Raw genomic sequence first — 20316 nt, 5'->3', positions numbered from 1 at the left:
AGAAAAATCGGGGATCAGGCCGGCTGGCCCGCGGCGATGGCACCGCGGGCGCGGAAGCGGGCGTATTCCTCGTCGGGGACGAAGAGGCCGCCGGTGGTCCAGGCAATGTGGGTGGCATTGGGCAGGTGCGGCTCCAGGCCGTGGCGGCGCAGGTAGTCGCGGCCGGCGTCGCTGCCCAGCAGCATCGCGGGACCGGACATGCCGGCGGCGGCCGAGGGCTCGATGCGAATGCCTTCGGTGACGGCAGCGGTGTGCAGCTGGCGGAACAGGGTTTCGTCTTCCACCGTGTAGACGCCGCCGATGAACGGGCGCACCACGGCGGCGGCCATCTCGGAGGCGCGCGGCACGGCCAGGCCGTCGGCCTCGGTGCGGTTGTCCTGGCCCACGTCGTAGACCGAAGGATGCTCGCCCAGGTGCGACAGCAGCGGCGTGCCGGCCAGCATCTCGACCAGGAAGCAGGGCGAGCGGGTGGGCTCGGCGAAGAAGCAGTGCACGTGCGGTCCGTAGATTTGCGCCAGGCCGAAGGCGATGCCGCCCGGCGCACCGCCCACGCCGCAGGGCAGGTAGACGAAAAGCGGATGCGTGGCGTCGACCGTGCGACCGGCCGCGGCCAGCTGGCGCGCCAGGTGCGGCGCGGCGGCCGAATAGCCCAGCAGCAGCGAGAGCGATTGTTCGTCGTCGACGAAATGGCAGAGCGGGTCGGCATCGGCCGCGCGACGGCCGGCGGCCACCGCCTCGGCGTAGTCGCCCACATGCTCGACCACTTCCACGCCGCGTCGGCGCAGTCGGTCCTTCTTCCATTGCTTGGCGTCGGCCGACATGTGCACCACCGCCTGGAAGCCCAGCGCCGAGGCCATCACGCCGATGGCCAGGCCCAGGTTGCCGGTGGAGCCGACCGCGACCTTGTGTCGGCCGAACAGCGTGCGTGCCACCGGCGTGGCGAGCAGGCGGTAGTCGCTCTGCAGGCCTTCGGGCAGCAGGCCGGCGGCCAGGGCCACCGCCTCGGCGTGCTCCAGCACTTCGTGGATGCCGCCGCGCGCCTTGATCGAGCCGGCGACCGGCAGGCCGTGGTCGCCCTTGACCATCAGCGTGCCGTGTCCGGCGCCGAGGCCGAGCGCTTCCTGCAGGTGCGGCGTGGCCGCCAGGTCGGATTCGATGCGGCCGGCGCTGGCTTCGAGCTCGGGAAAAAGCCGCTCCAGCAGCGGGGCGAAGCGGGCGAGGCGGGCGACGCTGCGGTCGACATCAGCTCGGCTAATGCCGTTGAAAGCCGGCAATGCGGCGGCGGCGCGGTCGGCGGACGATGCCCAGAGCACCGGCAGGCCAGTGCGCAGCGCGGCTAGGGAGAGAGGCGTGGCGGGGGAGGTCATGGTCGGATGGGAATCGGTCGACCCGATTGTTCGCGCCGCACCCCGACCGGCACAAAGCATTTATATTCCGCAAGGTATTAGTGAAACTTATCGTCGCCATGCAAATTCGCCTCACGCCCTCGCTGCTTGCATGGTTACGGTGCTTCGAGGCCACCGCACGGTGCCGAAGCTTCACCAAGGCTGCATCGGAACTGTGCATTACCCAGGGTGCGGTCAGCCAGCAGGTGAAGCAGCTGGAGGAATTTCTGCAGCGACCGTTGTTCCTGCGCACGCCGCGCGCGCTCATGCCCACGCCCGAGGGGCAGTGGCTGTCGGTCGTGCTGCACGAGTCCTTCCAGGCGATCGAGGGCACGCTCGGACAACTGCGCGTGGTGCAGGACGACAAGCCGACGACGCTGAGCTGTGCGCCGTCCTTCGCCATGGGCTGGCTCACGCCGCGCCTGGGCGATCTGTTTCGCGCGCATCCGCAGGTAGGCTTGCGGGTGGTGGGTGAATTCCATGCGCTGGACCGCGAACGCATGGAAAGCGACGACGTCGCCGCCGCCATTCGTTTCGACCTGGGCGATTACCACGACCTGCTGGCCACCGAGTTTCTCGACGAATGGCTGCTGCCGGTGGCCAGCCCCGCCTTCATCGCGGCGCATCCCGGGCTGCGCGCGCCCGATGGCTTGCACGCGTCCCACCTGCTGCACGACACGAGCGCATGGGCCGGCGCCGGGCCGTTCGAGGAATGGCAATGGTGGTTGCAGCAGTCCGATGTCACGCCGCCCGCGCTGGGCGACCTGGCGGCGGGCCACCACTTCAATCTGTCGCAGATGGCGCTGGGCGCGGCGCTGGCCGGCCAGGGCATCGCGATGGGGCGTGCGGCGCTGGTGCTCGACGACCTCGAGGCCGGGCGATTGCTCATGCCCTTCGGCCGGCCGGTGCGGTCGCGGGCGTCCTACCACTTCGTCACCGGCATGGCGCCCTCGCCGCGGACCGCGCTGGTGCAGAGCTGGATCACCGCCGAGGCCGGGCGCTTTCGCCAGCGGCGCGATCATTTGTTGGGCCAGGCCAACGCTTGAGTCGACCTCAGGGAAATGACGGATAGGGTGACCCGGCCTAAATTTAGATGACATAGCATCTATTGGCTTGTCACCTTTGTCGCCCGCCCGAATGACCGATCCCCACGAACACGACATGCGGCGTTTTTCGTCGCTGCTCTCGCAGAACGCCCGCCAGTGGCGGCGTTCGATCAACGAGGAACTGCGCCCGCAGGGCCTGACCGAGGCGACCTGGCTGCCGCTGCTCCACCTGGCGCGCGCCGACGGTCCGATGCTGCAAAAGGCGCTGGCCCAGGCGATGACGCTGGACAGCTCCTCGGTGGTGCGCCTGCTCGACGGCCTGGAAGCCGCCGGCCTGGTGGAGCGCACCGCCACCGACGACCGTCGCGCCAAGGCGATCCGCCTGACCGATGCGGGACGCGCCGTGGTGGTCGACGTGGAGCGGGTCGTCGACGACGCCCGGCGGCGCTACCTGGCCGATATCGGCGCCGAGGAACTGGCGGTCGCGCTGCGGGTGCTGGAGAAGGTGTCGGCCGCGCTGTCGCCTGCCGCCGCGGTTCAGGAGCTCGTCGGATGAGCGCCCTGCCTTCGGAGATTTCCGCCGGCGCCGAGCGCCGGTCGGTGCCGCTGTGGCTGCTGGTGCTGATCACGCTCAGCGGCACGCTCGGCATGCACATGTTCGTGCCGGCGCTGCCCCAGGCCGCGCTGGACCTGGGCACCGGCCCGGCGGCGATGCAGATGACGATCAGCCTCTACATCGCCGGGCTGGCGGTGGGGCAACTGGTCTACGGCCCGCTGTCCGACGCTTTCGGCCGGCGCCCGCTGCTGCTCGGCGCACTGGCGCTCTACACCGCCGCTGGCGTGGTGGCGGCGCTGTCGACCGGCATCCATGCCCTGATCGCCGCGCGCCTGATGCAGGCGCTCGGCGGCAGCGCCGGCCTGGTGCTGGGCCGGGCCATCGTGCGCGACACGGTGCGCTCCGACGACGCGGTGCGCAAGCTTGCGCTGCTCAACCTCATGACGCTGATCGGGCCGGGCCTGGCGCCCATCGTGGGCGGCATGGTCACTGGCCATGTGGGCTGGCGCGCCATCTTTCTGCTGCTGGCCACCATGGGCGCGCTGGCCCTGGTGTGCACCGCCAAGCTGCTGCCCGAAACCGCGCGCCCCAGCGGCCAGCTCAGCGCCCGCACCCTGGCGCGCGACTACCGTGAGCTGTTCGGCTCGCCGGTGTTCGTGGGCTTCACCATCGGTGGGGGCTGCGCGACCACAGCCTTTTATGCCTTCCTGGCGGCGGCGCCCTTCATCTTCGCGACGCAGCTGCACCGGCCGCCCCAGGAGCTGGGCGTCTACCTGGCGTTGCTGATGGTGGGCGTGTCGGTGGGCAATGCCGGCACCAGCCGGCTGGTGCGGCGTTTCGAGTCCGAAAAGGTGCTGCTGGCGGCCAACCTGCTGAGTGTGGTCAGCGCGGTGGCGCTGCTGGCGCTGTCGGTGACCGGGCACCTCGCGGTGTTCTCGGTCGTCGGCCTGATGTTCCTGTTCGCCATGGGCGCCGGCGCGTCGAGCCCGGTGGCCATGGCCAAGGCGATCAGCGTCGATCCGCGCCTGACCGGCTCGGCCGCCGGCCTGTACGGTTGCGGGCAGATGGTGGTCGGCGCGATCAGCACGGCGATGGTCACGCTGGGCAGCGACCCGGCCATATCGGCGGCCGGCGTCATGACGGTGATGGCCCTGGTGGCGCGCACCGCCTTCGTGGTGGGCGTGCGGCGGCAGCGAGCGGCGGTGGCGGCGGTCTGAACGACCGGCGCTTCAGTCGAGCGGGTCGACCGGCGCCTGGTCTTTTCTGCGGGAACGGCTGCGGTCGGAGATGCCGCGCAGCACCGGCTCCAGCGACAGCACCGCCACCGCGAGCACGGTGCTGAGCACCGCGGTCATCTCGCGGCCCAGGCCGGCGGCCATGCCGATCGCGGCGGTCAGCCAGATGCCGGCTGCCGTGGTGAGGCCGCGCACGTGGGCGGTGTCGCTGTCCTTGAGGATGGTGCCGGCGCCGAGAAAACCGATGCCGGCGATGATGCCCTGCGCCACCCGGCTGATGTCGGTCGGCGTCACGCCGCTTTGCTGCGACACCAGCACGAAGAGCGCCGAGCCCATGCTCACCAGCATGTGCGTGCGGATGCCGGCGGCCTTGCCGCTGCGCTCGCGCTGCAGGCCGAGCAGGCCGCCGAGCAGGGCCGCGATGAGCAGGCGCAGGCCGATGCGGATCGCCTGCTCCAGGTCGTGCACGTCGGAGAATTCCTGTTGCAGCACGGTGGTGGTCGCATCCCAGATCGAGGCTACCATCGTTCGAATCGTCTTTCTTGGCGTGTCGCGGAAAACAGCAACGGCCGCTGAGGGCGGCCGTCGATGGGAGAGGGCGTAGACGCGGCGCTCAGCGCGCCGCACTGGCGCGCGGCTTGGCCGGGCGCTGGAGTTTGCCATGGGGCACCGTGGCCAAGCGCTTGAACATGCGGCGGCAGTAGCCGGAAATGGCCAGGCAGTTGTTGATCTCTTCCACCGGCAACGGGCCCGACACCACCACCAGGTCGTTGGCCGCGGCCTGGTTGCCGGCGGCGCGCAGCCGGCGGCGATGGCCCAGTGCCCAGCTCAGGATGCGCTGCGGCGTGCCGTGCTGGTGCAGCGCGCCGGTGCTCACGTCGAAAGCCAGGGCCACGTCGTCGGTCTTGAGCTTGAAGCGGCGCTCGCCGGTCGCCGCGCTCGGCGGCTCCCGCATGTCGTACAGGTAGTAGCTGCCGGCCTTGAGCTCGTATTGCAGGTCCATCTCGAAAACTCCTCAAGCTGCATTGTCTTGCGCGCGCCGCGAAGCGAAGCGCGGAAGACACGGGAGAAGCGCTGGTTGTTTTTCGGGGTGCCGGCGCCGGGAGGCGGCCGGCATCGCCTGGGCATCAGGTGAAATTGTAGGCAACGATGCGCGAAGTTCGCTCCACCATAATGCCGGCAAGGTAAAAAAGCCGGCAAGTGGCGGCCTGGCCTTCCCAGCCGATTCCCGTTTTTCATCGATCCGGAACCGATCCAGCAGTGACCCCGATCAAGGCAGGCGCCCGCAGCGCGCGACGCGGCAGCGGCGGCATCACGCTCCAGCACGTTTCCCGGCTGGCGGGCGTCTCGGCGATCACCGTGTCGCGCGCGCTCAACAACCCGGACCTCGTCTCGCCCGAAACGCGCGAGAAGGTGCGGGCGGCGGTCGAGCAGACCGGCTACGTGCCCAACCTGCTGGCCGGGGGCCTGGCCTCCAACCGCAGCCGGCTCGTCGCCGCCCTGGTGCCGACCATCGCCGGTCCGGTCTTCCTGGAGACCATCGAGGCGCTCACCGAGGCGCTCGCCGCGCGCGGCTACCAGCTGATGCTGGGTCAGAGCGGCTATGGCGAATCACGTGAAGACGCGCTGATCGACGCCATCGTCGGCCGCCGGCCCGACGGCGTGGTGCTCACCGGCATCATGCGGTCGCCCGAGGGCCGGCGCCGGCTCATCGCCTCCGGCATTCCGGTGGTGGAGACCTGGGACCTCACACCCACGCCGGTCGACATGCTGGTGGGTTTTTCGCACGGCCAGGTGGGCGAGGTGGCGGCGCGGTTCCTGGTCGACAAGGGCTATCGGAGGCCGGCGGTGGTGACCGGCGACGACGACCGGGCCAATCAGCGCCGGCGCGGCTTCGAAAACGCCTTCGCCGCGCGTGGCATCGCGGGGGTGCCGGTGTTCACGGTGCCGGCGCCGACCACGCTCGGCAGCGGGCGGTCCGCCCTGCGCGCCTTGCTGCAGGCCCATTCCCGCCTGGACGTGCTGTGCTGCAGTTCGGACGTGCTCGCCCATGGCGCCATCGTGGAAGCACAGGCCCAGGGGTTGCGGGTGCCGCAGGACATCGCGGTGATGGGCTTCGGCGACCTGGCCTTCGCGCGCGACGCACATCCCGCGATCACCACGGTGCGGATCGACGGCACCGGCATCGGGCGCATCGCCGCCGGCTTCATCGCCGACCGGGCCGAGGGGCGCCCGGTGGACGAGTCGCTGGTGGACGTGGGCTTCTCGCTGGTGGAGCGGGGCAGCGCCTGAAGCGGCGGTGTCAGGCGCCGGTCTTGTGCCCGGCGCGGGCCTGATTGGCCTGATACGCCGCGGCCGCCTTGTGTACGTGGCGAGCGGCCAGCAGGGCGGCCAGTTCGCCGTCCCCGGCGACCAACGCTTCCAGGATCTGGCTGTGGTCGATCCAGTTGTCGAAGGCCCGGCCGCGATTGATCGGCGCGAACAGCAGCGCGGTGCGGTCGCGCAGGGAACGCGTCATGTCGGCCAGCACCTCGTTGCCCGCGCCGATGGCGATCAGGTCGTGCACCTGCGCATTGGCGGCCACGAGGGCATCGACGTCGTTGGCCGCGGCCGCGCGCCGGCCGGCGTCGAGCAGGCCGCGCAGCCGCTCCACCATGGCCTGGTCGCGCCGCTGCGCCGACAGCCGGGCGTTGAGGCTCTCCAGCGTGGCGCGCACCTCCACCAGGTCTTCGGCCAATTGGCTGGAGACGCTGGCCACGGTGGCGCCCCGCCGCGGCTCGATGCGCACCAGGCCTTCGGAGGCCAGCGCGCGTAACGCCTCGCGCACCGGAATGCGCGACACGCCCAATTGCTCGGAGATGCGGCCTTCGACCAGCCGGTCGCCCTGGGCGTACTCGCCGTCGAGGATCTTGCGACGCAGCGCGTCGGTGACGATGGTGAAGAGCGAGGCATGCTGATCACCCACGCTGGGCAAGGCGCTCGGCGCGGCGGCGGGGAGGTCCACGACCTCTGCCGGAAAGCTGGAGCTTGCGTTGTCGGACATGCGCGCCTGGAGTTCGGCCTGCACATGCGGGCCGCGTTGGGGGGGAAACGGGGCCCCGATTGTAGGGGCCGGGCCTTCTGCCACCGCCCGGCGATGCGGCTCAGGCCAGCGCCAGCCGGCTCCACGCCAGGCCCGCGAGCGCCACGTCCTGCAGGCCGATGCCGACCGACTTGTAGAGCGTGATCTCGTCGTCGCCCTGGCGTCCGGCGACCCGGCCGGTGACCAGGTCGGCCAGCTCCACGACCTTGCCTTCGGGCAGCAGCGCGTCGGGCGCGGCGCGCACCAGGTCGCCGGCTTCGCGCAGCGTCTGCTGCTTCCATTCAATGGCGATGAGCGAGGCGCGACGCAGGGCGGTGTCGTCGAGTTCGCGGGTGTGCGGCAGGCTCGAACCGATGGCCGCGACGAAGCAGCCGACCGGCAGCCGGTCGCCGTGGAACAGGGGTTCGGTGGCGCGCGAGGCGGTCACCACGATGTCGGCACCGTCGATGGCCGCTTCGGCCGTGGCGCAGTGCTCCACGGTGACGCCGCAGTCTTGCTGCAACGCGGCTAGCACGCCGGGCGCCACATGCGGGTCGAACACGCGGATGCGGCGCAGCCCGAAGGCGCTCGACAGCTGCCGCGCATGCGCCTGGCCCTGCACGCCGCAGCCCAGCAGGCCGAGGTGGCGCGCGTCGGGCCGGGCCAGGTGGCGCGCGGCGATGGTCGAGCAGGCGGCGGTGCGCAGCCGGGTGATGGCGCCGGCGTCGAACGAGGCCAGCGGCCGGCCGTCCTCGGTGGAGAACAGCAGGATCACGAAATTGAACTGCCCGGCGATGGTGGTGTAGACCTTGGCGCCGGCGACGTGTTGGCCGGGAATCACCGCGCCCAGCGTGGACAGCTTGACGCCGCCGGCTTCGGTGCGGATGCGCTCCTGCATCGCGGCTTCACCCTGGCCCAGCCGCTGCAGCGCATCGCGCAGCACGGCCTGGGCGTCGGCCGGGGTGACGGCCGCGTCGATCATCGCGTCGGTGACGTGGTGCATGGCGGGCCTGCTACTTCTTGTCCCAGGAGACGGCGATCTCGCCGCTGACCACGAAGGCCTGGCAGGCCATGCGGTAGCCGGCGGCGAAGTCTTCGTCTTTCAGGTGTTTGCGTTCCTTGGGCTTGATCGCGTCCATGTTCTCGCGGCCCTGCTCGATGCGGCACTTGCAGGTGCCGCACAGGCCACCGCCGCACTTGAACGGAATGCCCGCCTTCTCGCGCAGGGCCACGCGCAGCAGGCTGCTGTTGTCGGGGGCCTGCACGACCTGGTCGTTGTTGGTGATGAAGGTGATCTGGGCCATGGCAGGCGCTTCGGCAAAAAGGAAGAGAGAGGTGAATCAGGTGCGGACCAGCGCCGTGTCCTGGCTGCCGAAGGCGCAGAGGTGCTGCAGTTCCTGGCGGGCGGCGGCGATGGAGTCGAACTTCTCCAGGAACTTGGCCGGCACCGAATTGACGCTGGGCTCGCCGGATTCGTCGACCACCCGCACCCGGGTGCGGGACAGTTCACCGACGAGTTCGGCGATGACGAAATGCGCCTTCACCCGTTCGCAGAACAGGTAGTCGTAGGATTCGACGGCGGCGAGGCCGTCGCCCATCTCGGTGCGGAAGAGCCCCGGCTTGCTGGTGAGGATCAGGAACATGGTGTGGGCGATTCAGGCGCCGACGGGGTCGTCCTGGCGCAGCTCGATGTCGTGTTCCAGCCAGAGCTGGCAGGCCAGGCGCCAGCCGGCATCCAGGCGGTCGCCGAGCTGCTTCTTTTCCTTCCAGTTGGGCGGCGGCAGCTGGTCGCCGCCCGCCAGCACTTCGCAGGCGCAGGTGGCGCACTTGCCCATGCCGCACTGGTACTTGAGATGCGGAAACGGAAACTGCTTGATGCCGGCCCGCACCACCAGGTTGGTGTTGTCCTTCACCTCGTCGGTGAAGGTCTGGCCGTTCTTGTGGAATACGACTTGGGGCATGGGCCGGGCTCTCGGGCGATGGACGCGATCAGGCCGCGACGGCTTCGGCCGCTTCTTCCGGCTGCACCGCCACGTAGTCGTTGTAGAGCGCGGTGGTGTAGAGCAGGCGCATCTGGGCGCCGACTTCGCAGATCTTCAGGCAGCGCTGCTGCAGCTCGGGCGTGTTGGCCAGCTCCAGCACGATCTGGTAGCCGCGCTCGCCGTGGATTTCGTCGGAGACGATGTGCAGGTCGAAGAACTCGACTTCCTCGTCGGAAAAGCCGTACTTCTCGCGCAGCGTGGGCGTCTGCTTGCGATAAATGGAAGGCACTTGCGATTCCAGGCCGACCACCAGGCCGGCGACCGCCACCACCGGGTCTTCGCGCATGGCGACCGCATAGCACCAGGCCTGCAGGGCGCGGGTGGTGGGCGACATGTTGTCTTCGTCGGTCACGCGTTCGCGGGTGGTGCCGCAGGCTTCGGCGAAGCGGATCAGCAGATCGGTGTGGCGATCACCGCCGATTTCCTCTTCGTACATGTTGGCCAGCAGGAAGTCCTTGGCCTCGACGTGCTGCGCCGGCATGCGGGCGTAGACATAGCCCAGGTAGTCGGCGAACGGGCCGACGTAGTGGAAATGGTTCTCGGCCCAGCGTGCGAGCTGCGCGCGGCTCAGGGTGCCGCCGGCCCAGGCCAGGCTGAACGGGGACTTGTTGGCGCTCTTGCCCTTGATGGCATTTTCGAGAGCAGTACGGAATTCGTCGCGGGACATCAGTTCGGACATGGCGGGCTCCTGCACGAGAGAGGGGTGGTGGTGAACGACTCAGGATGGCGTTGGATACCCCATCCATGGGCATACTGTATACCGTAATCTCAGATACGCAAGCATTTCGCGGCATTGCTTGAGTAAATCGTGCTATTTGGTATACAGTATTCGTGACGCCACCAGTCTGAAAAGCCCGCACGCCATGAACACCGTCTCTCCTGCCACCGTACCTGCCACCTTCCCCAACTACATCGCCGGCGCCTGGAAGCCCTGCCGCAGCGGCGCCACCTTCGCCAGCCTGAATCCGGCCGACGCACGCGAGACCGTCGGCCTGTTCCAGGCCTCCGCAGCGGACGACGCAGAAGAAGCGGTGCAGGCCGCGCAGGCCGCGTTCGACGGCTGGCGCCGCACGCCGGTCACCCGCCGGGCCAAGATGCTGCTGGCCGCGGCCGATTACCTGGAAGCCCATGTCGACCGTTTCGCCGAAGAACTGACCCGCGAAGAGGGCAAGGGCCTGGCGCTGGCGCGCGACGAATTCCTGCGCTCGGCGCAGACGCTGCGCTTTTATGCGATCGAAGGCCAGTCCTTCTCCGGCGAGACCTTTGCGCAGGACGACGCGGACATGCTGGTCTTTACCCAGCGCGAGGCGCTGGGCGTGGTGACGGTGATCGCGCCCTGGAACTTTCCGGTGTCGATTCCCGCGCGCAAGATCGCGCCGGCGCTGGTGATGGGCAATACCGTGGTGTTCAAGCCTTCGTCGGAGGCGCCGCTGTCGGGCCTGCGTCTGGCCGAGGCGTTGGTGCACGGTGGCCTGCCGCCGGGCGTGCTCAACTTCATCACCGGCCGGGCGTCCGAAGTCGGCCCGGTGCTCACCACCGCGCCCGCCGTGCGCGCCATCTCCTTCACCGGCTCCACGGCGGCCGGCGAACAGATCCACCGCGCCGCCAGCCTCACCACCCGCACCCAGATGGAGCTGGGCGGCAAGAACCCGCTGATCGTCATGGAAGACGCCGACCTGGACCTGGCGGTCGACCTGGCTGTGAAGGGCGGGCTGTCGCTCTCCGGCCAGGCCTGTACCGGCACGAGCCGCATCCTGGTCGTGTCGTCGGTCCTGCAGGCCTTCACCGACAAGCTGGTCGCCAAGGTGCGCACGCTGAAGGTGGGCAGCGGCATGACCAAGGGCATGGACCTGGGCCCGCTGGCCACCGCCGCGCAGCTGAAGTCGGTGCTGCACTACATCGACATCGGCAAGTCCGAGGCCACCTTGCTGTGCGGCGGCGAGCGCCTCACCGAAGGCGATTTCGCGCACGGCTACTACGTGTCGCCGGCCGTGTTCGGTGGCGTGACGCAGCAGATGCGCATCGCCCGCGAGGAGATCTTCGGCCCGGTGCTGGCGATCATCGAAGTGGCCGACTACGCCGATGCGATCGCCCAGGCCAACGACACCGAATACGGCCTATCGGCGGCCATCTGCACCCGCAATCCGCGCTACGCACATGCGTTCGCGTTCGACATCGAATCGGGCACGGTGAAGATCAACCGAACCACCACCGGCAACCTGATGAACGCGCCCTTCGGCGGCCTCAAGCGCTCCAGCACCTCCACTTTCCGCGAGTCCGGTCGCGGCGGCCTGGAGTTCTACACCCAGATCAAGACCGTCTACCGCGGCATCTGAGCCCGCGCCGGGCTACCCGCTTTCTCCATCTTTTTGTCGAACTGACCACCATGAAAAAAGTCATCCGCCTCGAACTCGCCGAAGCCCGCCACATGATCGCCGCGGCCATCGCCAAGTCGCAGGAAATCGGCGTGCTCGAAACCATCTGCATCTGCGACGACGGCGGCTATCCGATCGCCATGGACCGCATGGACGGCGCCCGCATCACCGGCCCGCAGATCGCCTGGAACAAGGCCTTCACGGCGGCCGGCCACAAGCGCTCGACCCACCTGTTCAACACCGCGCCCAACGGCCCGGCGCTGCCGGGCAACGAAGCCTTCGGCATCCAGTGGAGCTTCGAGGGCAAGTTCGCGGTGTTCGTCGGCGGCTTCCCGATCGTGATCGACGACCAGGTCGTCGGCGGGGTCGGCCTGTCGGGCGGCAACGGCGAGCAGGACACGGCGGCCGGCGTCGCCGCCCTGGCCGCGCTGCAGGAACTGCTCGCACCCCTGGGCCACCAGGTGCTGGTGCAGGCCGACATCAAGAAATAAGGGGCCACGCGCCGCCGACGAGAACCGCCATGGCCTACCGCATCCAGATGCTCGAGCCCGCCGCCGCCTTCGATGCGGAGGAGGGCGAAACCCTGCTCGACGCCGCCGAGCGTGCGGGCATCCGCCTGCCGCACGACTGCCGCTTCGGCACCTGCGGCACCTGCCGGGTGCGCATTGCCACCGGCCGCGTCGCTTATGAAGATTTCCCGCCCGGCTTGAGCCCCGAGGAAGACGCGGCCGGCTTCGCGCTGGCCTGCCAGGCCCATGCGCTGGCCGATGTGACCCTGCAGCCCGAACGCCTGCTCGCGCCATGCTCGCCACCGCAGCGCTACCGCGCCACGGTGCAGGCGGTGCAGGCGCTGGGCGAGGGCGTCACGCACCTGCGGCTGGATCTGCCGCCGGAAGCCGGCGAGCTGGTGTATCGCCCCGGCCAGTACGGCAACCTGTTCCTGGAAGACGGCAGCCCGCGCAGCTTCTCGATGGCTTCGCGGCCGGACGGTCGGGGTGTGGACTTTCATCTGCGCCGCATTCCCGAAGGCCGCTTCACGCACCACCGGGTGGGCGGGTTGCGCGCGGGCGACACGCTGGAGGTGGAGCTGCCGCTGGGCACCTTCTGCCATCACCCCGAGGACTACCGGCCGCTGCTGCTGCTGGCCACCGGCACCGGCCTGGCGCCGCTCAAGAGCATCCTCGAATCGCTGATGGACTCGGACGACTGCCCGCCGGTGGCGCTGTACTGGGGCGCCCGCGACGAGCGCGACCTCTATCTGCACCAGGAAGTGGCGGGCTGGGCCGATCGCTTCGACGACTTCCGCTATGTGCCGGTGCTTTCCCGCGCGGGCGAAGGCTGGCAAGGCCGGCGCGGCTACGTGCAACAGGCGGCGATAGAAGATTTTCCCGACCTGTCGGAGCACGCCATCTACCTCTGCGGCTCACCCGCCATGGTGGAGCAGAGCCGGCGCGAATTCCTGGCGCGGGGCGCCAGCATCGACCACGTCTACGCGGACAGCTTCACCTTTCAGGCCAGCTGACAAGCCATCGCTCCACCCCACGAGGCCCGTCGCTGCCAAGCCACGGGCCTATCGTCATTTAGTATACCGAATCCGAGGTCAACCCGGCGATGGGCGATCGATAGATCCGCACCAAGACGGAGCGCCGCATTCCGAGTCAGCACTGCAAGAGGGCGTAGATGCTGGAAAAATCACTTTCCACCGAAGCCAAAGCAGGCAGGGTACTTGCTAATGAAGAACTAGCGCCAATACGCATACAGTATACCGATTGGCCGTTTTGCATCTCTTCCACGGTTTGCCAACAGGAGTTCCTTCTTCATGGATCAGCATGTCTCCATCGCTGCGGCGCACTGGACTTATCTGGCGGGGGTCGCGGTCATCGTGTTGACGATGATCTTCCGCGCCAACGTGGTGGTGCCCTCCATCCTGGCGACCTTCTGCGTCGCCCTGGCCTGGACGCACAGCCCGGTGGCCGCGCTCGGCAGCATCTTCACGGCGAGCTTCGTCGCGGCCAAGGAACTCTTCAACATCTTCCTGGTGATCGCGCTGATGACCGCGCTGCTCAACTCGTTGAAGGAGCTGCGCTCGGACATCCGCATGGTCGAGCCCTTCCGCGCGGTGATGAAGAACGGCCACAGCGCCTATTTCATCCTGGCGGCCATCACCTATTTCATCTCGCTGTTCTTCTGGCCGACGCCGGCGGTGCCGCTGGTCTCGGCGGTGTTGCTGCCCGCGGCCATCGCCGCAGGCCTGCCGCCGCTGATGGGCGCGGTGGCCATCGCCATCGCCGGCCAGGGCATGGCGCTGTCGTCGGACTACGTGATCGGCGTGGCGCCCGGCATCAGCGCCAAGGCCGCGGGCGCCGCCGTCAGCGCGGCGGTGGTCGCCGACCGGGCGCTGGTGCTGTCGCTGATCGTCGGTGGCATCGCGCTGGTGCTGGCCTACCTGCGGCTGCGCAAGCAGATCCGGCCGGCAAGCAATGCGCTGCTGGTGGAGTGGCAGGCGCAGACGACGGGCAGCGAGACCGCGCGCCTGGAAGAAGCCGGCACCTTCGACAAGGCCGAGCTCGCGCGCGGCACCGACGGCCGCGAGCCTTTCCTGAGCGACAAGGCGATCGACGGCGAACTCTCGGCCACCTCGCGCCGGCGCATCGGCTGGTCCAAATTGTTCGCGGTGCTGACGCCGCTGGCCTTCCTGGCGGTGATCGTCACCATGGTCGCGCCCAAGCTCATGCCCTCGCTGCCACCGCTGCGCGGCGGCGAGGCCGCCACGCTGGTGGGCGGCATGGCCGCGCTGCTGATGATCCTGGCCTCGCTGGCCGCCGAAGGCCCGCGCAAGATGCTCGACGTCAGCGCCGACCACATCACCAGCGGTTTCGTCTTCGCCTTCAAGGCCATGGGCTCGGTGCTGCCGATCGCCGGCTTCTTCTTCATCGGTGCGGGCGAGACCGCAGGCCCCATCCTCAACATCGCCCAGGGCGCGACGCCGCCGCACCTGCTGTTCGAACTCATCCAGTCGGCCGAGCACCTGATTCCGCACAGCCATCTGTTCGTGGCTTTCGGCATTCTCATCGTCGGCATGATCACCGGCATCGACGGCTCCGGCTTCGCCGGCCTGCCGCTGACCGGCTCGCTCTCCGGCGCGCTGGCACCGGCTGCCGGCATGGACGCGGCCACGCTGGCTGCCATCGGCCAGATGGGCGCGGTGTGGACCGGCGGCGGCACGCTCGTCGCCTGGTCGTCGCTGATCGCGGTGGCCGGCTTCGCCCGGGTGCCGGTGTTGTCGGCGGTGCGTGCGCTGCTGGTGCCGGTGATCACCGGCCTGGTGGTGGCCACGCTGGTGGCGGTCTACCTCTGGGGCCACTGAACATGGCCGCGACCGCATCCACCGACGCCCGGGGCGTACACGCATCCGGCTGCATGGTGGCCACCGGCCATCCGCTGGCCTCGCAGGCCGCGCGCACCATGCTCGAAGCCGGCGGCTCGGCGATCGACGCGGCCATCGCCGCCGACGCGGTGCTGGGCGTGGTCGAGCCCATGGCCACCGGCATCGGCGGCGACATGCTGGCCATGGTGGTGCCGGTCGATGCCGAGCCGCTCAGCTACAACGGCACCGGTCGCGCGCCGGCGGCGCTGGAGCCGTCGCTGGTCGACGCGTTGCCGAACGGACGCATCGGCGAACGCCACCCGTATGCGGTGACGGTGCCCGGCGCGGTGCGCGGCTGGCACGACATGCACGGTCGCTTCGGCCGGCTGCCCTGGGCCTCGCTCTTCGCGCCGGCGATCGCGGCGGCGCGCTCGGGCTTCGCGGTGGCACCGGTGTGCGCCCGCGAATGGGCGCTGTTCGCCAAGGTGCTGATGCGCGATGCCCACAGCGCCGCGCTCTACCGCGCCGCTGAGCCGCCGCGCGCGGGCGAGGTGTTCGCCAATCCCGAACTCGCCCAGGTGCTGCAGGCCATCGCCTCCGACGGACCGGATGCCTTCTACCTCGGCGCGCCCGCGCGGGCCGCCGCACAGCAGGTGCAGGCGCTCGGCGGCGTGCTGACCGAAGCCGATTTCGCGGCGCACGACGGCCTTTTCTGCACCCCGGCCTCCACCCGCTTTCGCGGACTGACGGTGCTCGAATGCCCGCCCAACACCCACGGCGTGGCGGTGCTGCGCGCGCTCGACACGCTCGAAGCCCAGCCGCTCGACCCGGCCGATCCGCGCACCACGCTGCAGGCGGTGCAGGCCATGGGCGAGGCGATGCGCTGGGCGCAGAAGACGGTGGCCGACCCGGCCGGCAATACCGTCTGCACCGTGGTGGTCGACCGCGACGGCCTGGCCGTGACCCTGATGACCAGCGTGTTCAAACGCTTCGGCTCCGGCATCGCCGCACCGGGCTGCGGTTTCGTGCTGCAGAACCGCGGTTTCGGTTTCTCCGGCACCGGCCATATCAACGGCCCGGCGCCGCGCAAGCGGCCCTATCACACGGTGGTGCCGGGGGCGGCATTGCGCGAAGGGCGCTTCCACGCGGCCTTCGGCGTGGTGGGCGGCGCGATGCAGCCGCAGGGTCAGCTGCAACTGATGCTGCGCGTGGCGGCTTTCGGCGAGCCGCTGCAGGCCGCGCTGGACGCACCGCGCTGGCGGCTCGAGTCGGACACGGCACTGGCCATCGAGGCCGGTTACGACCCGGCTGTCGCCGCCGTGCTGCGCGGCGCCGGCTATACCGACCCGCTCGGCCAGGGCGAGCTTGGCGGCCGCAGCGATTTCGGCGGTGCGCAATGGGTGATGCGTGCGCCGGACGGCGGCCTCGTCGGCGCCTCCGACAAACGCAAGGACGGGCTGGCCTGGGGCGCCTAGGCGACAGGCGTCGGCCTCACAGCGCCGACACCTCTTCCAGGCTGCGGCGCTCGGCATCCACGCCCCAGCGCCAGGCCACCAGCCCGGCGGCGATCACCATCGCCGCGCCCACCGCATAACCGGCCGCCACCGCCGCGCGGCTGCCGCTCTCGATCAGCAGGCCGAAGATCCACGGCGCCGCGAAGCCACCGGCGCCGGTGCCCACCGCGTAGAACAGCGAGATCGCCAGCGCCCGCATCTCCAGCGGAAAAACTTCGCTCACCGTGAGATAGGCCGAGCTCGCCGCCGCCGACGCCAGGAAGAACACCGCCGACCAGGCCAGTGCCTGCGTCATGGCGTCCAAGTGGCCCTCCATGAAGGCCCAGCCGGTGACCGCCAGGCCGATGCCGGACAGCCCGTAGGTCAGCCCGATCATCCGGCGCCGGCCCCAGCTGTCGAACAGCGGCCCCAGCAGTAGCGGCCCGAGCACGTTGCCGAGCGCGAAGGGAAAGATGTAGAGCGCGACCCGGCCTTCGGGCACGTGGTGAAAGCGGGTCAGCACCAGCGAATAGGTGAAGAAGATCGCGTTGTAGAAAAAGGCCTGCGACACCATCAGTCCCAGCGCCACCACGCTGCGGCGGCGAAAGCGCTGCAGCAGCACCTGCGCCACGTGCCGCAGGCTCGGCGACGCCGGCCGCAGCGCGCCGGGCTCGGCGGTGACCGGTGGCAGCGCGCCGTGCTCGGCCCGTACCTCGGCCTCGATGCGCGCCAGGATGCGCTCGGCCTCCTCGCCGCGACCGTGGGCGGCCAGCCAGCGCGGGCTCTCCGGCACGTCGCGGCGCACCAGCAGAATGGCCAGGGCCAGCACCGCGCCCAGCCCGAAACCCACGCGCCAGCCCGCCACCGGGCCAATCACCCGCGGGTCGAGCAGCACCAGCGACAGCCCGGCGCCGAGCGCCGCGCCGATCCAGAAACTGCCGTTGATCGCCAGGTTGACCCGACCGCGCACGCGCGCCGGCACGAGTTCGTCGATGGCCGAATTGATGGCCGCGTATTCGCCGCCGATGCCGAGTCCGGTGAAGAAGCGGCAGGCCGCGAAGAAGGCGAATCCGGGCGACAGGGCCGTGGCCAGCGTGGCCGCGGCATAGACGATGAGCGTGACGATGAACAGCCGCTTGCGGCCGAGCCGGTCGGCCAGCCGGCCGAAGAGCAGGGCGCCGACCACCGCGCCGGCGATGTAGAGCGAGCCGGCGGCGCCCACCTGCGCGGCGGTCAGCGCCAGGGTGTCGGGACGCTCCAGCACCGAGCCGATCGAGCCGACGAGGGTCACCTCCAGGCCGTCGAGCACCCAGGCGATGCCGAGTGCGATCACCACCCGCCAGTGCCAGCGCGACCAGGGCAGGCGGTCGAGCCGGCCGGGGATGTCGGTGGTGACCGCGTCGGCGGCGGGTGGGCGGGCGGCGGCAGAAGTCATGCCGCGATTCTGGGCGGCGCTCCCGGCCGGCTTGTGAGGGCGTGTTGTCGCGCGCTCAGGGGGCGAGCATGCCGCCGTCCGGATGGGCGCGGCGGTAGCGGCTCCAGCTCCACACCAGGGCGCCGGCCAGGGCCATCGCGACGATCACGCTGGCGACGGTCGTGGTGTCCAGGCCGGAGATCCACTGCAGCAGCATCTCGACTTCCTTGCCGAACATGGCACCCAGGCCCATGAAGAACAGGGTCCAGACCAGGGCCGAGACCGATTCGGCGATGACGAAGCGGCGCAGCGACATGCCCATGGCGCCGGCCATCGGCGGTGCGACGGCCGACACGCCCGGCACGAACTTGGCGGCCAGCAGCGAGGCGGCGCCCCAGCGGCGCATGGTGCTGGCGCCGCGCTCGCGGCATTGGCCGTCGGCGGCCTTGCCACGGCAGAGCATGCGCAGCACGCGGTCGCCGTGGCGGCGCCCGGCCCAGAACCACACGCCGTCGCCGATCAGGTTGGCCAGCACCGACAGCGCGATCAGCATCACCAGGCAGGCCATCGAGAAACGGCCGGCAGCGGCGAGTGCGCCGGTCGCCATGAGCAGCGCGGCCGCCGGCGCCGGCAGGCCGATGCGCGCGGCCACCGTCACCCCCAGCACCAGCAAGGGGCCGTGCTGCAGCAGCATCGTGGGGAGGGCGGCGGTGGTCATGGCGGTTCCGATCGGGGCAAATGAGAAGGGCGGCCAGGCCGCCCGGAGGGGTTACAGCACGCGGCGGGCGACAGAGGCAGCGCCGTAGCTCTCGCCGAGCTGGCGTTCGATGCGGCCGTCGCGCAGCGCCTGCACGGCGCTGTCGCGGACTTGCGCGCGGCTCAGCTCGCTGGCGGCGACCGGCACTGCGGCGCCGTAGCTCTCGCCGAGCTGGGCTTCGATCTCGCCGTCGGCCACCGCGCGTTCGGCCACGGCACGGACTTCGGCGCGGGTGGCGGTGCTGGTGCCGGCGAGCGGGCGGCCCTGGCTGTCGAGGCCGTATTGCGCGGCCACCGAGCCGAGCGAGCCATCGCCCTGGGCGGCGGCGACGTCGGCGCGCAACTGGATGCGGGTGGCGTCCTGGGCGAAGGCCGGTGCGGTGGACACGGTGCCGATCATCGCGAGAGCGGCGGCGGCGAAGGCGTTGCGAGCGTAGAGCGTGCGGTTCGTGTTCATGGCGTATTCCTTTGGAGCGATGCGTTCGGGTCGGGCTTGTCTTACCGTCTGCGCTGGAGGGCGGAGCCGGTCTCGCAAGGCGCTGGCGCTGCGATGGGATGAACTTTAGGGATTGCCGCGCTCCGGATAAACCACCTGAACTGAATAAGATCGTCAACGATCTGGCGACAATCGCCGGCCTTCGGCAGCCGCCCAACGAACAATCGACCCATGGACGCCCTGGACGACATGCGCATCTTCGTGGCCACCGTGGATGCACGTGGCTTCACCCCGGCATCGGATCGGCTGGGCCTTTCCAAGCAGTTCGTCAGCCGTCGCGTCGGCGCCCTCGAGGAGCGGCTCGGCGTGCGCCTGCTGCTGCGCACCACCCGCCGCCTCAGCGTCACCGACCTGGGCCGCGCCTACTACGAGCGGGCGGTGAAGATCATCGAAGAGGTCGACGACGTCGAAGGCATGGTCGCCAACCAGGGCGGCCGGCCGCGCGGCATGCTGCGGGTGTCGGCGCCGATGTCCTTCGGCACGCTGCACCTGGGGCCGGTCATCGGCCGCTTCCTGGCCGAGCAGCCGGACATGCGCATGGAAGTCATGCTCAACGACCGCACCGTCGACATCGTGGGCGAGGGCTTCGACATGGCGATCCGCATCGGCGTGCTGCCCGATTCGTCGCTCATCGCGCGCGCGGTCGGCCAGACCGATCTCATCGCCTGCTGCAGTCCGGGCTATATCGCCGCCCACGGCCGGCCGGAAAGCCCGCGCGACCTGGCCCACCACGAATGCCTGCTTTACGGCCACGGGCGTGGGGTGGAATGGCCGTTCGTGGTGGACGGCGAGCCCTGCCACGTGGCGGTGAACGGGCGTCTGCTGGCCAACAACGGCGAACTGGCGCTGGCTTCGGCAACGCAGGATCTGGGTATCGCGCTGCTGCCGAGCTTCATCGTGCGCGACGCGATGGCGCGGGGCGAGCTGGTGGCCATTCTCGAAGCGTTCGTGCCACCGCCGCTGACCGTGTATGCCGTCTATCCGCAGCACCGGCAGGCTTCGCGCGCGGTGCAGGCTTTTGTCGAGATGCTGATCCGGGCCTTCTGCGGGGCGGAGTGGCACGTCCGGCGCGCGGCCTGACGCGGGCGCC

22 protein-coding genes are annotated in these 20316 nt (G+C 70.0%); 10 read left to right on the top strand and 12 right to left on the bottom strand.

Translation table 11 applies throughout. From position 1 onward, the window contains the following. Nucleotides 1-14 precede the first annotated feature (14 nt). Entirely contained in the window at nucleotides 15-1367 is a 1353-nt protein-coding gene (locus tag R9X41_RS20175) for a D-serine ammonia-lyase (RefSeq protein ID WP_318632223.1), read from the bottom strand. 98 nt (nucleotides 1368-1465) lie between these two features. Here R9X41_RS20175 and R9X41_RS20170 point away from each other — a divergent pair, with 98 nt between their 5' ends. The 3 genes from R9X41_RS20170 (at nucleotide 1466) to R9X41_RS20160 (ending at nucleotide 4204) form a co-directional block, all read left to right on the top strand. Continuing rightward, nucleotides 1466-2431 (top strand): LysR family transcriptional regulator, encoded by a 966-nt coding sequence (locus tag R9X41_RS20170; RefSeq protein WP_318632222.1) that lies wholly within the window; start codon nucleotides 1466-1468, stop codon nucleotides 2429-2431. Between the two features lie 91 nt (nucleotides 2432-2522). Beyond that, the gene (locus R9X41_RS20165) at nucleotides 2523-2987 is read left to right on the top strand and encodes a MarR family winged helix-turn-helix transcriptional regulator (RefSeq protein ID WP_318632221.1); all 465 of its coding nucleotides are present in this window, start codon (nucleotides 2523-2525) and stop codon (nucleotides 2985-2987) included. Next, on the top strand, nucleotides 2984-4204 hold the full coding sequence (locus tag R9X41_RS20160) for a multidrug effflux MFS transporter (protein ID WP_318632220.1): 1221 nt from the start codon (nucleotides 2984-2986) through the stop codon (nucleotides 4202-4204). Before R9X41_RS20165 ends, R9X41_RS20160 begins: the two co-directional genes overlap by 4 nt. Nucleotides 4205-4216: 12 nt before the next feature. On the opposite strand, the gene R9X41_RS20155 is transcribed toward R9X41_RS20160, so the two are convergent. Beyond that, nucleotides 4217-4747 carry an MgtC/SapB family protein gene (locus tag R9X41_RS20155; RefSeq protein ID WP_318632219.1) on the bottom strand — a complete coding sequence of 177 codons (531 nt, stop codon included), beginning with the start codon at nucleotides 4745-4747 and terminating at the stop codon, nucleotides 4217-4219. 88 nt (nucleotides 4748-4835) lie between these two features. Continuing rightward, on the bottom strand, nucleotides 4836-5225 hold the full coding sequence (locus R9X41_RS20150) for a hypothetical protein (protein ID WP_318632218.1): 390 nt from the start codon (nucleotides 5223-5225) through the stop codon (nucleotides 4836-4838). A gap of 257 nt (nucleotides 5226-5482) precedes the next feature. On the opposite strand from R9X41_RS20150, the gene R9X41_RS20145 reads away from it, so the two are divergent. Continuing rightward, nucleotides 5483-6514 carry a LacI family DNA-binding transcriptional regulator gene (locus tag R9X41_RS20145; RefSeq protein ID WP_318632217.1) on the top strand — a complete coding sequence of 344 codons (1032 nt, stop codon included), beginning with the start codon at nucleotides 5483-5485 and terminating at the stop codon, nucleotides 6512-6514. Nucleotides 6515-6524: 10 nt separating this feature from the next. Here the strand turns inward: R9X41_RS20145 and R9X41_RS20140 are convergent, their stop codons facing one another. From R9X41_RS20140 to R9X41_RS20115, 6 genes are all read right to left on the bottom strand, one after another. Further along, entirely contained in the window at nucleotides 6525-7265 is a 741-nt protein-coding gene (locus R9X41_RS20140; RefSeq protein WP_318632216.1) for a GntR family transcriptional regulator, read from the bottom strand. Between the two features lie 100 nt (nucleotides 7266-7365). After that, a complete protein-coding gene (locus R9X41_RS20135; protein WP_318632215.1) occupies nucleotides 7366-8286 on the bottom strand; it encodes an ornithine cyclodeaminase family protein in 921 nt (306 codons plus the stop codon). 10 nt (nucleotides 8287-8296) lie between these two features. After that, on the bottom strand, nucleotides 8297-8587 hold the full coding sequence (locus R9X41_RS20130; RefSeq protein ID WP_318632214.1) for a 2Fe-2S iron-sulfur cluster-binding protein: 291 nt from the start codon (nucleotides 8585-8587) through the stop codon (nucleotides 8297-8299). Nucleotides 8588-8623: 36 nt separating this feature from the next. Beyond that, nucleotides 8624-8926, bottom strand: a complete 303-nt coding sequence (locus R9X41_RS20125) for a ferredoxin (RefSeq protein WP_318632213.1) — start codon at nucleotides 8924-8926, stop codon at nucleotides 8624-8626. 12 nt (nucleotides 8927-8938) lie between these two features. Beyond that, nucleotides 8939-9244, bottom strand: a complete 306-nt coding sequence (locus tag R9X41_RS20120; RefSeq protein WP_318632212.1) for a 2Fe-2S iron-sulfur cluster-binding protein — start codon at nucleotides 9242-9244, stop codon at nucleotides 8939-8941. Nucleotides 9245-9272: 28 nt separating this feature from the next. Next, nucleotides 9273-10004, bottom strand: a complete 732-nt coding sequence (locus tag R9X41_RS20115; RefSeq protein WP_318632211.1) for an iron-containing redox enzyme family protein — start codon at nucleotides 10002-10004, stop codon at nucleotides 9273-9275. Nucleotides 10005-10188: 184 nt separating this feature from the next. On the opposite strand from R9X41_RS20115, the gene R9X41_RS20110 reads away from it, so the two are divergent. The 5 genes from R9X41_RS20110 to R9X41_RS20090 all read left to right on the top strand — a co-directional run bounded on the left by R9X41_RS20110 (nucleotide 10189) and on the right by R9X41_RS20090 (nucleotide 16542). Next, on the top strand, nucleotides 10189-11661 hold the full coding sequence (locus tag R9X41_RS20110) for an aldehyde dehydrogenase family protein (protein ID WP_318632210.1): 1473 nt from the start codon (nucleotides 10189-10191) through the stop codon (nucleotides 11659-11661). Nucleotides 11662-11711: 50 nt separating this feature from the next. After that, nucleotides 11712-12191, top strand: coding sequence for a GlcG/HbpS family heme-binding protein (locus tag R9X41_RS20105; protein WP_318632209.1), 480 nt, complete (start codon nucleotides 11712-11714; stop codon nucleotides 12189-12191). Nucleotides 12192-12220: 29 nt separating this feature from the next. Next, the gene (locus R9X41_RS20100; RefSeq protein ID WP_318632208.1) at nucleotides 12221-13222 is read left to right on the top strand and encodes a 2Fe-2S iron-sulfur cluster-binding protein; all 1002 of its coding nucleotides are present in this window, start codon (nucleotides 12221-12223) and stop codon (nucleotides 13220-13222) included. 297 nt (nucleotides 13223-13519) lie between these two features. Further along, nucleotides 13520-15067 carry a hypothetical protein gene (locus R9X41_RS20095; protein WP_318632207.1) on the top strand — a complete coding sequence of 516 codons (1548 nt, stop codon included), beginning with the start codon at nucleotides 13520-13522 and terminating at the stop codon, nucleotides 15065-15067. Between the two features lie 2 nt (nucleotides 15068-15069). Beyond that, nucleotides 15070-16542, top strand: a complete 1473-nt coding sequence (locus R9X41_RS20090; RefSeq protein ID WP_318632206.1) for a gamma-glutamyltransferase family protein — start codon at nucleotides 15070-15072, stop codon at nucleotides 16540-16542. Nucleotides 16543-16558: 16 nt separating this feature from the next. On the opposite strand, the gene R9X41_RS20085 is transcribed toward R9X41_RS20090, so the two are convergent. Genes R9X41_RS20085 through R9X41_RS20075 form a run of 3 tightly spaced genes read right to left on the bottom strand, consistent with a single transcriptional unit; the run spans nucleotide 16559 to nucleotide 19187 of the window. Next, the gene (locus R9X41_RS20085) at nucleotides 16559-17995 is read right to left on the bottom strand and encodes an MFS transporter (RefSeq protein WP_318632205.1); all 1437 of its coding nucleotides are present in this window, start codon (nucleotides 17993-17995) and stop codon (nucleotides 16559-16561) included. Nucleotides 17996-18050: 55 nt separating this feature from the next. Further along, a complete protein-coding gene (locus R9X41_RS20080) occupies nucleotides 18051-18692 on the bottom strand; it encodes a DedA family protein (RefSeq protein ID WP_318632204.1) in 642 nt (213 codons plus the stop codon). Between the two features lie 51 nt (nucleotides 18693-18743). Further along, entirely contained in the window at nucleotides 18744-19187 is a 444-nt protein-coding gene (locus R9X41_RS20075) for a hypothetical protein (protein ID WP_318632203.1), read from the bottom strand. A 210-nt stretch (nucleotides 19188-19397) separates the two neighbouring features. On the opposite strand from R9X41_RS20075, the gene R9X41_RS20070 reads away from it, so the two are divergent. Continuing rightward, nucleotides 19398-20306, top strand: coding sequence for a LysR family transcriptional regulator (locus R9X41_RS20070; RefSeq protein WP_318632202.1), 909 nt, complete (start codon nucleotides 19398-19400; stop codon nucleotides 20304-20306). The last annotated feature ends 10 nt before the right edge of the window (nucleotides 20307-20316 follow it).

Origin of the sequence: Xylophilus sp. GOD-11R, assembly GCF_033546935.1 — a bacterium.
In the GTDB taxonomy this organism is placed as follows: Bacteria; Pseudomonadota; Gammaproteobacteria; order Burkholderiales; family Burkholderiaceae_C; genus Xylophilus.
This window is presented reverse-complemented; position numbering and strand designations above follow the sequence as displayed.

What these genes read in the sequence shown, in the direction of transcription:
- R9X41_RS20090 (WP_318632206.1), top strand. Translation starts at nt 15,070, where the DNA reads ATGGCCGCGACCGCATCCACCGACGCCCGGGGCGTACACGCATCCGGC.
- R9X41_RS20075 (WP_318632203.1), bottom strand. Translation starts at nt 19,187, where the DNA reads ATGAACACGAACCGCACGCTCTACGCTCGCAACGCCTTCGCCGCCGCC.
- R9X41_RS20105 (WP_318632209.1), top strand. Translation starts at nt 11,712, where the DNA reads ATGAAAAAAGTCATCCGCCTCGAACTCGCCGAAGCCCGCCACATGATC.
- R9X41_RS20150 (WP_318632218.1), bottom strand. Translation starts at nt 5,225, where the DNA reads ATGGACCTGCAATACGAGCTCAAGGCCGGCAGCTACTACCTGTACGAC.
- R9X41_RS20115 (WP_318632211.1), bottom strand. Translation starts at nt 10,004, where the DNA reads ATGTCCGAACTGATGTCCCGCGACGAATTCCGTACTGCTCTCGAAAAT.
- R9X41_RS20135 (WP_318632215.1), bottom strand. Translation starts at nt 8,286, where the DNA reads ATGCACCACGTCACCGACGCGATGATCGACGCGGCCGTCACCCCGGCC.
- R9X41_RS20110 (WP_318632210.1), top strand. Translation starts at nt 10,189, where the DNA reads ATGAACACCGTCTCTCCTGCCACCGTACCTGCCACCTTCCCCAACTAC.
- R9X41_RS20170 (WP_318632222.1), top strand. Translation starts at nt 1,466, where the DNA reads ATGCAAATTCGCCTCACGCCCTCGCTGCTTGCATGGTTACGGTGCTTC.
- R9X41_RS20160 (WP_318632220.1), top strand. Translation starts at nt 2,984, where the DNA reads ATGAGCGCCCTGCCTTCGGAGATTTCCGCCGGCGCCGAGCGCCGGTCG.
- R9X41_RS20165 (WP_318632221.1), top strand. Translation starts at nt 2,523, where the DNA reads ATGACCGATCCCCACGAACACGACATGCGGCGTTTTTCGTCGCTGCTC.
- R9X41_RS20120 (WP_318632212.1), bottom strand. Translation starts at nt 9,244, where the DNA reads ATGCCCCAAGTCGTATTCCACAAGAACGGCCAGACCTTCACCGACGAG.
- R9X41_RS20085 (WP_318632205.1), bottom strand. Translation starts at nt 17,995, where the DNA reads ATGACTTCTGCCGCCGCCCGCCCACCCGCCGCCGACGCGGTCACCACC.
- R9X41_RS20175 (WP_318632223.1), bottom strand. Translation starts at nt 1,367, where the DNA reads ATGACCTCCCCCGCCACGCCTCTCTCCCTAGCCGCGCTGCGCACTGGC.
- R9X41_RS20070 (WP_318632202.1), top strand. Translation starts at nt 19,398, where the DNA reads ATGGACGCCCTGGACGACATGCGCATCTTCGTGGCCACCGTGGATGCA.
- R9X41_RS20140 (WP_318632216.1), bottom strand. Translation starts at nt 7,265, where the DNA reads ATGTCCGACAACGCAAGCTCCAGCTTTCCGGCAGAGGTCGTGGACCTC.
- R9X41_RS20095 (WP_318632207.1), top strand. Translation starts at nt 13,520, where the DNA reads ATGGATCAGCATGTCTCCATCGCTGCGGCGCACTGGACTTATCTGGCG.
- R9X41_RS20080 (WP_318632204.1), bottom strand. Translation starts at nt 18,692, where the DNA reads ATGACCACCGCCGCCCTCCCCACGATGCTGCTGCAGCACGGCCCCTTG.
- R9X41_RS20100 (WP_318632208.1), top strand. Translation starts at nt 12,221, where the DNA reads ATGGCCTACCGCATCCAGATGCTCGAGCCCGCCGCCGCCTTCGATGCG.
- R9X41_RS20130 (WP_318632214.1), bottom strand. Translation starts at nt 8,587, where the DNA reads ATGGCCCAGATCACCTTCATCACCAACAACGACCAGGTCGTGCAGGCC.
- R9X41_RS20155 (WP_318632219.1), bottom strand. Translation starts at nt 4,747, where the DNA reads ATGGTAGCCTCGATCTGGGATGCGACCACCACCGTGCTGCAACAGGAA.
- R9X41_RS20125 (WP_318632213.1), bottom strand. Translation starts at nt 8,926, where the DNA reads ATGTTCCTGATCCTCACCAGCAAGCCGGGGCTCTTCCGCACCGAGATG.